Source organism: Nocardia sp. GCM10030253 (genome assembly GCF_042675075.1).
Classification (GTDB): domain Bacteria; phylum Actinomycetota; class Actinomycetes; order Mycobacteriales; family Mycobacteriaceae; genus Nocardia.
This window is the reverse complement of the sequence record NZ_JBHTDL010000008.1, coordinates 400451-413210: the sequence shown is the minus strand read 5'-3', so window position 1 is coordinate 413210 and position 12760 is coordinate 400451. Positions and strand designations below refer to the sequence as shown.

Here is a 12760-nt window from a genome sequence, read left to right as displayed (position 1 = left end):
CCGCCACCAACTCGCCGACCCGGGTTGCTTCGGGACACTGAGTGCGGCCAATGTCGGGAGCGGTCGCAGTCATGTCCCGTTAGTGGCGGAGATCAGGGTTGGCCTGCGTTGGTGTTGGCCCAGGATTGGATGTCGCCTCGGTCCAAGGCGAGTGCCAGGAGGTCGGGGAATTTGTTGGGGGTGCAGGCGAAGGCGGGGACGCCGAGGGCGGCCAGGGCGGCGGCGTTGTCGTGGTCGAAGGCGGGGGCTCCTTCATCAGAGAGGGCCAGCAGGACTACAACCTGGACGCCGGATTCCTTCATCGAGTTGACGCGGCGCAGCATTTCGTTGCGGATGCCGCCTTCGTAGAGGTCGGAGATGAGGACGAACAGGGTGTCGGCGGGGCGGGTGATGAGCGACTGGGAGTAGGCGATGGCGCGGTTGATATCGGTGCCGCCGCCGAGTTGGGTGCCGAACAGGACGTCTACGGGGTCGGCGAGTTGTTCGGTGAGGTCGACGACTTCGGTGTCGAAGACGACCAGGGACGTCTTCAGGGCGCGCATCGAAGCGAGGACGGCACCGAACACCGATGCGTAGACCACGCTGGAGGCCATCGAGCCGGATTGATCGATGGCCAGCACCACATCACGGCGCACCGCCTGAGCTTTGCGGCCGTAGCCGACGAGGCGTTCGGGCACCACGGTGCGGTGTTCGGGCAGATAGTGCGCGAGGTTCTTGCGGATGGTCCGATCCCAGTCGATATCGCGCAGGCGTGGGCGGCCGATGCGGGCGGCGCGGTTCAGCGCGCCGGAGACGGCTGCGAGAGTGTGTGCGGCGATACGCTGCTCGATCTCCCGGACGACCTTCTCCACCACCATTCGCGCTGTCGCCTTGGTGGTTTCGGGCATCACGCCGTTGAGACTCAGCAGCGTGCCGACGAGGTGGACGTCGGGCTCTACCGCTTCCAGCAGCTCGGGTTCCAGGAGCAGCTGCGTCAGGTTCAGCCGGTCGACCGCGTCGCGCTGCATAACCTCCACGACCGTGGACGGGAAATAGGTGCGGATGTCGCCGAGCCAGCGAGCGACTTTCGGCGCCGAGCCGCCGAGGCCCGCCGCACGTTTGCCAGATGACGTGGTGTCGTCGGTGTTGTACAGGGCTGACAATGCCGCGTCCATCGCCTGGTCGTCGCCGGATCCCAGGCCGCCGAGGCTCGGTTCGGCAGCGGTGCCGAGCACCAAACGCCAACGCCGGGCGTGTGATTCATCGATGTCATTCATCCAGGTACTCCGGGGAAGTCGATGGTCCGCGTTTGTGTGGTCACGTAGTTCGAAGTTCTGATGCCCGAGCCGGAGGTGTTCGTGCGACGGACATAGCGCTGCGAGGTTCCACCCGGCGGCTTCACGATGGTTCTGGTGTCGCTCGCGGTTCGGGCGTCGCCCGTGGTTTGGGTGTCGTGGGTGAATCGGGTGCTGGGAATGATGGTTCGGGTGTTGCGAGCGGGCCGGATTTTGTGAGGGGTGATTCGGGCGGCGTGAGTGAGCCGCGTGTCCCGGGATCGTTGTGGTGCTGAGGACTTCATCCGGCGACTCCCAGAATCTCGGCGACCGTGTGCATGGCGATCAATCCCCGGTCCACGTCGAAGGATGCGCTGTCGGCGTTGTCGGTCCGGAGTGCGCCGCCGTCGCGGACGGCCTGGCCGATGGCGCGGCGTTCTCCCGATTCGAAAGCGCCGAAGGTGCGGCGCAGCAGGGGGAGTGTTTCGACGAACTGGTCGTCGCCGAGTTCGCGCAGCCAATCGTCGATGAGGCGCAGCAACTCTCGGTCGTGGACGAGCAGGAGGCCGCGTCCGCCGAGAAAGCCGTCGATCCAGGCGGCCTTCGCGGCGGCGGTGTTACCGATCGACAGCGCGGCGGAAAGCCTACGTGCGGAATCTGTTTCATCGATGATCCCCGCGTCGCAGAGCAGCCTGACGGCACGGCCGACCAGCGCGCCGTGGACATCGTCGCGGTCGGCGAGGCGGGTCAGTGCCCCGAGCCACTCCTTGGTGGCCCAGCCGTCGTCCCTGGTGGCGATGGCGGTGTGGGCCGCGTCGAGGAGGCTGCGCAGTTGCTCGGCAGCATCGGCGTCCAACCCGGTGACCGCGCCGGGGAGGCCCGCACAGATGCGCACCAGCAGACCGTCGGCGACGTGCACGAGCGCCTTGGTGTCGGTGCCGCGCACATCGCCGTAGCGCAGGGTGCGGACCAGACCTGGCAGGGCGGCGAGCAGGTGGCTCACGTCGTGATCCAGTGCCGCAACCGATTCCAGTCGGGAGATGAGGCCGTCGGTGGCGCCGCCGAGGTCGGCCAGCAGCGCTGTTTCCAGCGCGGCGGTGAGGTCGGCGACGGTGCTGCCGTCCCGGTTGGCCAGATCGAGGATCTTCGACTCGGCGGCGGTGCGGATGGTGGTGCCCCAGCGGGAGGCCTCGATGATCGAGACCGCGAACTCCGGTCGCCATTCCAGTGTCCAGGTTTCCCGGAAGGTGCCCGTGCTGCGCACCTCCCCGGTGGTCGGTGTGCCCCATCCGATGCCGAGCAGGCGCAGCCGATGCAGCAGCCGGGAACGATCGACCTCCCGTTCTTTGCGCAGGTCCAGATCGAGGGTCCGCGATACGGCCTCCTGCTTCATGCGCAGCGTTCGGATCCTGGCCCGCAGATCGGCGTCGAGCGGCACGGTGGGCGTGCCCTCCGGCACGGCGCCGAGCGCCTCACCGACGACGAGTTCGGCGGCGATCAATCGGACCATCGTCTCGTCACCCGCGCACATCACCGAACGCACCGCCTCGGTGACCTCGGAAAGGCCGGCAAGCGGACGATCGCGCAGCACAGCGAGAGTCTCAGCGAGCCGGACGGATTCGATGATGTGCGCACTCGAGACCGGCAGATCATGCGCCCGCAGCACCCCGGCCACCTTGGTGAGCCACCGGGCGATGGGTTGCTCGGTCTGAGTGAACAGATGGTGGTACCAGCCCGGCGAGCTAATGCCCGCGCCATAACCGGACGCCGAGGCCAGCCGCGAATGCGTCCACGGCACCCAGGTCACGGTGGCCTTCACTTTCGGCAACCCCTTGAGCAGCCGCATATCAGCCGCCGCCGGTCCGAGCTTGCCGACCAATGCGGGCGCATGCCACGCACCGCAGACCACCGCGAGCCGTTGCGCTCCGTCCTTGAGTGTCCTGCGCATCGTCTGCCGCATGTATGCCTCACGCCGCAGGGTGTGTTCATCGATCGCGACCGGCACTCGCGACGCGATCTCCGATTCGACAGCGACCGAGCCATTTTCGAGTGCGCTGCCTTCGGTCTCTTCGTTGCGATCGGTCCGGGCACCGAGCGTCCCTGCGGCGGCGGCATCGCGGATCGCCCCCATCGCTTCCGTGATCGCCTCGAAAGCGGTGGAGTCGGCAGCCGATTCGACCACCGCATCCCACCAGCGTTCGGCGTCGTCATATCCAGCAGCCGAGGCCAACTCGGCGAGCGGGTCGATGTGATCACCGGGTTCGTCGTCGCGGGCGAGCACGGTAGTGGCGGGCAGGTCGCAGAACCGCACGGCCACACGGTGTTCCACCGCATACCGCAGTGCCTGCCACTCCGGGGAGAACACCGCATAGGGCCAGAACGCCGCCTTCGCCGGCGTGTCCGGCACATAGGCAAGCAGCGCCACCGGCGGTGCCATCCCGTCAGCGGCAACGTAGCCGACCAGCGGATCGGCATCCGCCGGACCTTCGATCAGGATCGCATCGGGCCGGAACGCCTCCAACGCCGCGCGCAGCGACTTGGCCGAACCCGGCCCGTGATGGCGGATGCCGAACACTCGAGTCACTGGTCCGTCGCCGACCTGCGATGCGTCGCCGTCATCGCCCTGCGCGTTCGTGTTCGCGTGGCCGTTGGTGTCAGCGCCTGGATACGTCTGGATCACGGTGCTACCCCTTGTTTCCGCGCCGCGCTTGCCGGGCTGTACGCACCGATTTCGTGCGGTTGTCGGCATGCACGGATGCATCCGTGTGGCTTGTGGTGTCCGGGTGTGTATTGGTGTCGGCGTATGTGTGAGTCACCCTGCTACCTCGGGTCGAATATCTCTGTCCGTGTGCACATCCCGGCCGCCGCAGGACCGAGCTGCGCCGATTCCACGGTGTAGCTCACCCGTTCACGTCGCGGCAGGCGCGGTAGAAATCGGACCAGTCGGGGCGTTCGCGGACGACTGCTTCCAGGTATTCGGTCCAGACGACGGCGTCGGAGACCGGGTCCTTGATGACCGAGCCGAGGACGGCGCCGGCGATGTCGGAGGCGCGCAGGATGCCGTCGCCGAAGTGTGCGGAGAGGGCGATGCCGTTGGTGATGACCGAGATTGCTTCGGCGGTGGACAGGGTCCCCGACGGGGACTTGAGCTTGGTGCGGCCGTCGGCGGTGATGCCGGAACGCAGTTCCCGGAAGATGCGCACGACGCGGCGCACCTCCTCGGCGGCGGCGGGAATGGTGGGCAGTTCCAGCGCGGAGCCGAGTTGTTCCACGCGACGGGTGACGATGGCGACCTCGTCGTCTTCGCTGGCAGGCAGCGGCAGCACCACGGTGTTGAAGCGGCGGCGCAGAGCTGAGGACAGGTCGTTGACGCCGCGGTCGCGGTCATTGGCGGTGGCGATGACGTTGAAGCCCTTGGCTGCCTGCACCTCGGTGCCGAGTTCGGGGACCGGCAGCGTCTTCTCCGACAGCACGGTGATCAGCGCGTCCTGCACATCCGAGGGGATGCGGGTGAGTTCTTCGATGCGGGCGATCGCGCCGCGACTCATCGCGGTCATCACCGGCGAAGCCACCATCGCGCCTTCGCTCGGCCCTTCCGCCAGCAGTCGCGCGTAGTTCCAGCCGTAGCGGATCGCTTCTTCCGCGGTGCCGGAGGTGCCCTGTACCAGGAGTGTCGACTCGCCGCAGATGGCAGCCGAAAGATGTTCCGACACCCAAGTTTTGGCGGTGCCCGGCACGCCGAGCAGCAGCAGTGCCCGGTCGGTCGCCAGGGTGGCCACCGCAACCTCCATGAGCCGGCGCGGGCCGACGTACTTCGGGGTGATCACGGTGCCGTCGTCGAGCGTGCCGCCGAGCAGGTAGGTGACCACCGCCCACGGCGACAGCCGCCACGAGGGCGGGCGTTGGCGGTCGTCGATGGCGGTCAGCGCCAGCAGTTCGTCGGCGTATGCCTGTTCGGCGTGTGGGCGCAACAGGTCGGGCGTGGTGTCTTCGGTGGTCACTGCGGTGGTGGTCACTGCAACTCCTCGAGCATCATCGAGCGGTGGTTGAGGTCGTGGGCGAGTTGGTTGAAAGCCTGCTCCCAGGCCGGGTCGTCGCAACGGCGAGCCACGACGGTGACCGCGCCCGCGGCGGCGAGCGGCAGTCGCGCGGCTGCCGCGGCAAGCAGCGACCGGTGCGCGCTCGGCGTTGCGCCGTGCGCTCCGGGACGTTGAGCCCCCGGAGGCTGGTACGCGGCGCGAGCGCGTTCGAACAGCAACAGAATCAGATGCTGCGCTAACGGTTCCGGCCACGGGTGCCCCATCGCGGGCAGTAGCGCCTCTAGCTCCGAGAGCCAGGATCCGTCCAGCCGCAGCAGATGCTGGGTCCGATCGGCGAGCGGCAGCAGCGCGAACAGCTCGCGACGGCGCAACATGGCGAGATCGGACGGTACTCCGGCGTTGAACAGCGCTCGCGCCCACTCCGGATTGTTTTGCGCCAGTGTGGCATCGACCCAGCCGTCGAAAACCGGCTGCCGGAACCGGTCATCGATCGCGGCCTGCGTCGCCTGCTCCGGTGTGCCAGGCTGGCTCGGTCCGGTCGGCTCCGGGGTGCTCGGCTGGCTTGGTTCGGTCGGCTCCGGTGTGCCCGGGCGGTTCGGTCTGGTCGGCTCCAGGGTGCTCGGGTTGGTCGCGGTGCCGAGCGCCGCCTCCCAATGCGCAAGTGGCGTCGCGGCGACCAGTTGCCGGACACGGCCTGCGGTGACATCGGGTGCGCCGCCCCACCGGTAGGTGAATTCGACAGTGCGGTCGGCGATCCCGTCCCTGTGGTCCATGGTGTCGAGCGTGTCGGGCACCTCGATCGTGAGATGTGCACGAGGCTCGCCGTGTTCGGCGGGGGCCGACACGGTGGCGATCCACTTGGTCGCGCGTCGCATCATCCGGTGAGCGAATTCGGAGTCGGGGAGCAGCGTCAGCAGACCGGCGGCGGTCCGCCGGACGTCGGCGCGCCGATCGTTCAACGCCGTCTCGAGCAGCTCCTCATCGGCCGCCGAAATCCCTTCGGCGAGAACGGCGAGCAACTCCGCCTTCAACGGGCCGGATTCCTTCGGCCAGGCCGCGGTCAGCGCCTCCCGCGCGGCGTCCGCGTCGCGGCGGCGCAGGTCGGTGAGCCACTCCCGCCGCTCGGGCGGCCTGCCGAACTGCCAGACATCCGCGGGCGCGGTCGTTGCGCTGCGGCGCACCAGGTTTCGCCACTCCGGATGCTGCGTCGCCAACCATCGGCCGCGCGCACCGGCCAGCCGTAACAGGGGTTCGCGCAGCTCGGCGTTCGTTTTCGCCTGTTCGAGCAGTTGACCGCACAGCGCGTCGGGGGCGCGGTAGTCGCGTGGCGCGGCCGCGGCGAACCATTCGGCGAGGAACGGTGAACGATCGGCCAACATGCGGGACAGCCGGGAGGCCGCGGACCTCGGCAGCAGTCGCCGGGTGTCGTCCTCGGCAGGTTCGGGTGGAGTCGCGGTGCCCGCAGCCAGGCCACCGCGCGCGTAAGTGTCACGCAGCGCGGCCGATTCGAGCAGCAGCAAGGCCGGTTCGGTGCGCAGCAGGGTGGCGGCCGCGGCGACGGGCGGGTCGAGCCGAGCGGGGTCAGGGGCGCGGCGCGCGGTCCCGAGCAATGCGACGGAGGTCAGGTCCGCCGCGTTCGGCGACTGTGCGGCAGTCGAGTTTCCGGTGCCGCGGGCGGCGAGCCCGAGGCCGCTCACGTCGACAACTTCGCCCGCGGTGAATGCCGAGATCGGAGCCAGACCATCGGCGGTCCATTCGGCGGCGAGCGTGACCGGATGACCGCCGGATACACCCAGCAGCCGCCACGGCTGTTCGATCGGTACCACCGGCAGCGCCGCGCCGCCGGATTCCGTGATATACCAGCCATTTTCGGTCGGAACCGGTATCACGTCGGTGAGCAGGACCGGCCACGACCGCAGCCACGGATCCGCGCCGAGTGCTCGGGCGTGCGCATCGAGCGCGGCGGCGACGGAGCCCGCTTCCGCACCGATGGGCAGCGTGGTGAATGGTTCGGCAGCGCCGTGCCGTTCACCCCACAGTGCGCGCAGCGGCGCGGCGCCCGGGTAGTAGTGCAGTTGCGCGTCGGCCATCATGCCGGGCGCGGGCACCTCCGCGGAGAAGCTCGGCGAGCCGAACGAGTGCTCTACGAGCAGGGCCCAGCGCCGGCTTTCCCTGCCGTACAGCCAGCTTCGCCGGGTGTAGAGCCGTTCTTCCTCACTGGTCCGGACGCCGAGCACCATCCAGTGGTCGCGGAAAGCAGGTTCACTGCGAACACTCTCGGCCGGTGCGGGGTAGCCGATGTGGGAACGGACGCTGGCGGCCAACGCGGGGGATAGATCGTCGATGCGACGATGCGCGGCGACCAACAGGTGCAGCCTCGCGAATTCACGCAGCACAAGTTCGGGCCAATCCGCACTGGTGACCACCGTGGCAGGCAATTGTCGCAGCGCCGCGGCGATACCGGGCGCCTGTGCGTCGACCATCCGCGCGGCGATCGCCTCGAATGCCCCGAAGGATCGATCTGCCTGCGCGAGCCCGGTGCGCACTTGGTCGCCGAGCCAGACATCGAGCTCCTCCAGCCCCGCTGTCACCCGTACCCGCCGTTGCTCGGCCGTCGCCGGATTCGGCGTGCGCGTTGCGGTTTCACCGGCGGGCCGCGCCGCCGCGCGGGTGGCCCGGCCGGTGATCCACTCCGCCGCGAAATCGGCGATCCGCGCCGCCTCCTCGATGGTCCCGCCCGACCAGCTCAGCAGCAGCGACAGTGCGTGCTTGCACGGGAACTTGCGGCTCGGGCACGAGCACTTGTACGCCGGGCCCGCCAAATCGACGATCGTCTGATAGGGCTTGGCGCCGCTGCCCTTGCACAGACCCCACAGCGCGGTGTCGTGGTACCCCGTGCCGTGCCAGCGCCCGGCGAGTTTCCGTGCGGCGGACAACGAGCTCGCATCCGGCGCGAGGGCGTTGACCTGCTCCTCGGTCCACGGCGCCGTCATCGGGCGGCTCCCGCTCGGCTCTGCGTCATGTGTTTCCCCCGTTTCTCGGTTGACCGGATTTCTACCGCAGCCCACCGACACGTATGGCGCTACCCACGGGTTTTGCCTGGAAATCGCTGTGCAGCCGGAAAATTCGAGACCAATGGGCCTTGCCTTACCGGTCGGTTTCTGTCATTCTGTTCTGTTCGGCTCGTCCGAGCCACCCACATCGGGTGAGACACCATCGAGCTGCCCGCCGGGGCTGGCGAGGGGTGGACATCGAGCGCATTCCCCTGCCGCTCGATGGCCATACCATCCCCGCGGGCAGGTTCGGACCCCTACCAGCGTATTCGCGCCGTGCGGTGGGCGAATGCGGCGCGATCGGGTAGCGTTTCGCACAGCTTTCGACAGTGGCACCGGGCATTGGGGTCGCCAGGACGCGGTTCGGTGGTGGAGGGGGTTTCGCATGCGCACGGATCCCGAGGCCGACCCGGCGACAGCAGGCGTGCCGCGGCTGACCGAGGTGGTTGCCCGCAGGCTTGCCGCAGACCCCACGGTGACCACTGATGTCGCACACGAGGTATTGCAGGCGCTCGGCACCGAGTCCCCTGACCGGACAACAGAGTTCGACGATTCGGGGATATTCCTGCGGGCAATACGGGTACGTGGATTCCGCGGCATCGGCCAGGAGGTGACGTTGAAACTGCCGCCAGGCCCCGGCCTGACCCTGGTCGTCGGGCGCAACGGCAGCGGCAAATCCAGCTTCGCCGAGGCTGCCGAATTGGCGCTGACCGGCGGCAACCGCCGGTGGGACGGCAGGTCCGCGGCATGGCGGGAAGGCTGGCGCAACCTGCACGAGTCCGGCTCGACGCGCATCGAGCTGGAATTGCTCACCGCGGGAAGCGATTCCGAGCTGACCATCGCCAAGGAATGGGCACCGGACGCGGACCTCGGCGCGGCGCGCTGGACCGAACAGCGTCGACCGGCTCCGCCAACCGATTTCGATGCCGACCGCTGGTCCGGACTGCTGGAGCTGTACCGCCCCTTCCTGTCCTACAGCGAACTGGGCGCGCTGGTCGACGGCAAACCGAGCGACCTCTTCGACGCGCTGCACCAGCTGCTCGGTCTCGACGAACTGACCATGGCGCAGGAGCGGATTCGTGCGCGCCGTCTGGAACTGGAACGCGTGGTGCGGGATTCGCGACAGCAACGGCTCGGGCTGGTCGCCACGCTCGAGTCGGTGGCCGACGACCGCGCGGTCCGGCTGGCAGGCCTGCTGCGCCCCGCCCAACCGGATCTCACCGCGATCGGTCGTGCGGTATTCGGCCCCGCCGACGATCCGTCCGGACCCGCGGGCCTGCGGGCGATCGTGCGGCTGGCCATCCCCTCCGTCGCCGAGGTCGAGGCGGTGGCCAGGCGACTGGAGAGATGCGGGACCGTGCTCGCCCGCGATTCCACCGCGGACGCCGAAGCCGACCTGCGGGTGCTCGAGCTATTGCGCCGGGCGCGCGATCATGTAGCCGCGGCCGGTGCCTGTGCGTGCCCGGTGTGCGGGCGTGGAGATTTGGACGACGCATGGGCCGGCGCCGCCGATGCCTCGATCGCCGCGCTGACCGCTCGCGTCGATGCGCTCGCCACCGCGCGCGCCGAGCTGCGCCGAGCCGTGCGCGCCGCACGGGCACTGCCGGACCATGTTCCGGAGGAACTGGATTTCGATCCGGGCTACCCACCCACCGTGGACACCACGGCGGTGCGCAGGGCGTGGTCGGATTGGGCCGCACTCACTTCGGCCGATTACACCGCGGAACTGCCCGACCGGTTGCGGTGCGCGCATGCCCGGCTCGTCGACGAACTCGATCTGCTGCAGCAGGGCACTCGCAAAGAATTGAGCCGGATCGACGAAGTGTGGTCACCACTGGTGCCCCGCCTGGTCGGCTGGTTGGACGACGCTCGTCGGGTGGCCGCGCAGGCGGGCGGGCTGCGCACGGTCAAGCGGGCCGAGGACTGGCTCAAGTCCGCGACCGCGGGGCTGCGCGGCGAACGCATGGCGCCGCTGGAGACGACGGCGCGCTGGGTCTGGCACAGCCTGCGTCAGCAGAGCAATGTGGAACTCGGCGCAATCAAGTTGCAGGGCAACGCCGGAACCGCGCGGCGCGTGTTGCTCGATGTCACCGTCGACGACGTCGACGGCGCGGCGCTCGGCGTGATGAGCCAGGGTGAGCTGCACGCGCTGGGGTTGTCGTTGTTCTTGCCGCGCGCGACCGTCGAACAGAGCCCGTTCCGGTTCGTCATGATCGATGACCCGGTGCAGGCGATGGACCCGGCGAAGGTGGACGGGCTGGCCAGGGTGCTCGCCGTCGTCGCGTGGACGCGTCAGGTGATCGTGTTCACCCACGACGAGCGGCTGGCCGAGGCGGTCCGCCGAATGCAGTTGGACGCCTGCGTGCTCGAGGTGCAGCGACGCGAGCGTTCGGTGGTCGAGGTAAGGATGGCCAGCGATCCGGTGCGCCGGTATCTCGATGACGCGCGCTCGCTGGCCAAGACTCCGCAACTGCCACCGGCGATCGCCGACGAGCTCGTCGCCACGTGCTGCCGCTCCGCGGTGGAGGCTGCCAGCCTCGCGCGGGCAAGGCGCAACCTGCTGGCCGAGGGCATGGACCATCGCGAGGTGGAGCGCTACATCGAAGGCGCGCACACCACCCGCGCGATGGTCGCGCTCGCGGTGATGGGTGTTTCCGGCCGTGTCGACGATCTGAACAAACACCTTGCCCGCGAAGGCAAATGGGTGGTGGACGCGCTGCGTGACGCGACAGCCGGTGCGCACGTGCCGATCGGCCGCAGCATGCGCGACCTGATCGCCGATACGGAGAAGTTCGTCGCCTGGTTGCGCAAATGAGTGCGCAGCACAAGCCCCGGCGGGGGCCGGGCCGTCGCGGGCCATCGGGGCGATCGAGTGCGGGCCGTCCGAGAGCGCAGCCGAGGCCGACCGTGACCGAACGATTCGACGCCGTCGACCGGCTGCTCGATGGGTCGGTGACCGATGCCGACGGTCTGTGGTCACGCGCGACCGTGTGGATTCTGCGACTGGCCCTCGAGCAGTGCGTCGACGAACTGTGGGCGCGGGTCGCGCCGGAACTCATGCGCTGCCCGATGCGCGCGCAGCTCTTGGCATTACGCGTCTTCGCGGGTCCGGAGACGGCCGCGCAGGTCGCGACGGTATGGGCGGCGCTGTCGCGCGCCGCCCACCATTACGACTACGAACTCGCGCCGAGCGTCACCGAACTGCGCCGCTGGCGCGAGCAGACCGCGGCGATCGCCACGGTGCTGGCCACGGCGGAAGTCCGATGACGGCACGAACGGGCATGCTCGGCACCTTCGAGTGACCCGGCGCGCGGTTCGGTCCGCCGGACTTGCACGATGGGGGGATGGGTGAAGCCAAGGTGTGTCCGTGTCGGCGTGGGGAGCCGTTCGAGCAGTGCTGCGGGCCGGTGCTGGCAGGGGAGCGGCCCGCGGCCACGGCCGAGGCGTTGATGCGATCGAGGTACACCGCGTTCGCGGTGGGTGACACCGAATATCTTCGGCGTTCGTGGCATTCGAGTACCCGGCCCGCGGATCTAGAGCTTGATCCCGGGCAGCGGTGGTTGTTCCTGGAGATCGTGCGCACCGAGCGCGGCGGTCCGTTCGACGACACCGGTGTCGTCGAGTTCATCGCGCATTACCGGGCCGACGGTGCGCGTGGATCGCTGCATGAGGTCAGCAGGTTCCGCCGCGAGGACGGCGCCTGGGTCTACCTGGACGGTGTCATCGAGCCGTGACGGGTAGCGTCCCCCGCATGCCACGAGTCGCGATCGAATACTGCACCCAGTGCCGCTGGCTGCTGCGGGCGAGCTGGATGGCGCAGGAATTGTTGAGCACCTTCGAAACCACGCTCGGCGAGGTCGCGCTGATCCCCGGGTCCGGCGGTGTCTTCCGGATCACGGTCGACGGCGAGCAGGTGTGGGAACGCAAGGCCGACGGCGGGTTCCCCGATATCGCCGTGCTCAAGCAACGGGTGCGCGACCGGGTCGCGCCGGATCGTGATCTCGGCCACGCCGACAAGCGCGACTGAGCTCGGTCGGCGGCACCGATCGAGCGGAATGCGCGTCAGGCGCAGCAGCCGCCACCGCAGCAGCCGCCGCCAGAAGGACGCGGTGCCGCCGCGGGCTGCGTTGCGCCGCCGGCACCCCGGCTGACCGTGGCAAACGTGGTGAGGAGCTTGACCGTGTCGGCGTGACCGCTCGGGCAGGTGGCCGGATTCGAGGACTCCGCCATCGGGCGATTCACGTCGAAGGTGTCGCCACAGCTGCGGCACCGGAAGCTGTAACTCGGCATCGCTCCAGCGTAGCGTCCCGCAACCGTTAGGTCCTTCTCACCCGCCCCGCTCGCAGCATGGACGTACTCTCGAAGAACAGATCACGAAGTACCGGACCCGGGCGGAGCAAATTCGCAGCATTCC

9 protein-coding genes are annotated in these 12760 nt (G+C 68.9%); 4 read left to right on the top strand and 5 right to left on the bottom strand.

The window, feature by feature from the left end; genetic code table 11:
- Nucleotides 1-92: 92 nt before the first annotated feature.
- The 4 genes from ACFQZZ_RS20420 to ACFQZZ_RS20405 form a co-directional block, all read right to left on the bottom strand.
- The gene (locus ACFQZZ_RS20420) at nucleotides 93-1256 is read right to left on the bottom strand and encodes a VWA domain-containing protein (RefSeq protein WP_378682893.1); all 1164 of its coding nucleotides are present in this window, start codon (nucleotides 1254-1256) and stop codon (nucleotides 93-95) included.
- A gap of 298 nt (nucleotides 1257-1554) precedes the next feature.
- Entirely contained in the window at nucleotides 1555-3837 is a 2283-nt protein-coding gene (locus ACFQZZ_RS20415; protein WP_378683204.1) for a DUF5682 family protein, read from the bottom strand.
- Between the two features lie 316 nt (nucleotides 3838-4153).
- Nucleotides 4154-5269, bottom strand: coding sequence for an AAA family ATPase (locus tag ACFQZZ_RS20410; RefSeq protein WP_378682890.1), 1116 nt, complete (start codon nucleotides 5267-5269; stop codon nucleotides 4154-4156).
- Complete coding sequence (locus tag ACFQZZ_RS20405; RefSeq protein ID WP_378682887.1) at nucleotides 5266-8286, bottom strand: DUF5691 domain-containing protein; 3021 nt, start codon at nucleotides 8284-8286, stop codon at nucleotides 5266-5268. The genes ACFQZZ_RS20410 and ACFQZZ_RS20405 overlap by 4 nt, the downstream gene beginning before the upstream one ends.
- A 445-nt stretch (nucleotides 8287-8731) precedes the next feature.
- Between ACFQZZ_RS20405 and ACFQZZ_RS20400 the strand changes: the two genes are divergently transcribed.
- The 4 genes from ACFQZZ_RS20400 to ACFQZZ_RS20385 all read left to right on the top strand — a co-directional run bounded on the left by ACFQZZ_RS20400 (nucleotide 8732) and on the right by ACFQZZ_RS20385 (nucleotide 12373).
- Complete coding sequence (locus tag ACFQZZ_RS20400) at nucleotides 8732-11161, top strand: AAA family ATPase (protein ID WP_378682884.1); 2430 nt, start codon at nucleotides 8732-8734, stop codon at nucleotides 11159-11161.
- Between the two features lie 92 nt (nucleotides 11162-11253).
- Nucleotides 11254-11613, top strand: coding sequence for a hypothetical protein (locus tag ACFQZZ_RS20395; protein ID WP_378682881.1), 360 nt, complete (start codon nucleotides 11254-11256; stop codon nucleotides 11611-11613).
- Nucleotides 11614-11690: 77 nt separating this feature from the next.
- Nucleotides 11691-12080, top strand: coding sequence for a YchJ family protein (locus ACFQZZ_RS20390; protein WP_378682878.1), 390 nt, complete (start codon nucleotides 11691-11693; stop codon nucleotides 12078-12080).
- A gap of 17 nt (nucleotides 12081-12097) precedes the next feature.
- Entirely contained in the window at nucleotides 12098-12373 is a 276-nt protein-coding gene (locus ACFQZZ_RS20385; protein WP_378682875.1) for a SelT/SelW/SelH family protein, read from the top strand.
- 35 nt (nucleotides 12374-12408) lie between these two features.
- Here the strand turns inward: ACFQZZ_RS20385 and ACFQZZ_RS20380 are convergent, their stop codons facing one another.
- Nucleotides 12409-12636, bottom strand: a complete 228-nt coding sequence (locus ACFQZZ_RS20380) for a zinc ribbon domain-containing protein (RefSeq protein WP_378682872.1) — start codon at nucleotides 12634-12636, stop codon at nucleotides 12409-12411.
- Nucleotides 12637-12760 lie beyond the last annotated feature (124 nt).

Excerpts from the sequence above, each read along its gene's own strand:
- ACFQZZ_RS20420 (WP_378682893.1), bottom strand. The coding sequence starts at position 1,256 with ATGAATGACATCGATGAATCACACGCCCGGCGTTGGCGTTTGGTGCTC.
- ACFQZZ_RS20405 (WP_378682887.1), bottom strand. The coding sequence starts at position 8,286 with ATGACGGCGCCGTGGACCGAGGAGCAGGTCAACGCCCTCGCGCCGGAT.
- ACFQZZ_RS20400 (WP_378682884.1), top strand. The coding sequence starts at position 8,732 with ATGCGCACGGATCCCGAGGCCGACCCGGCGACAGCAGGCGTGCCGCGG.
- ACFQZZ_RS20390 (WP_378682878.1), top strand. The coding sequence starts at position 11,691 with ATGGGTGAAGCCAAGGTGTGTCCGTGTCGGCGTGGGGAGCCGTTCGAG.
- ACFQZZ_RS20385 (WP_378682875.1), top strand. The coding sequence starts at position 12,098 with ATGCCACGAGTCGCGATCGAATACTGCACCCAGTGCCGCTGGCTGCTG.
- ACFQZZ_RS20380 (WP_378682872.1), bottom strand. The coding sequence starts at position 12,636 with ATGCCGAGTTACAGCTTCCGGTGCCGCAGCTGTGGCGACACCTTCGAC.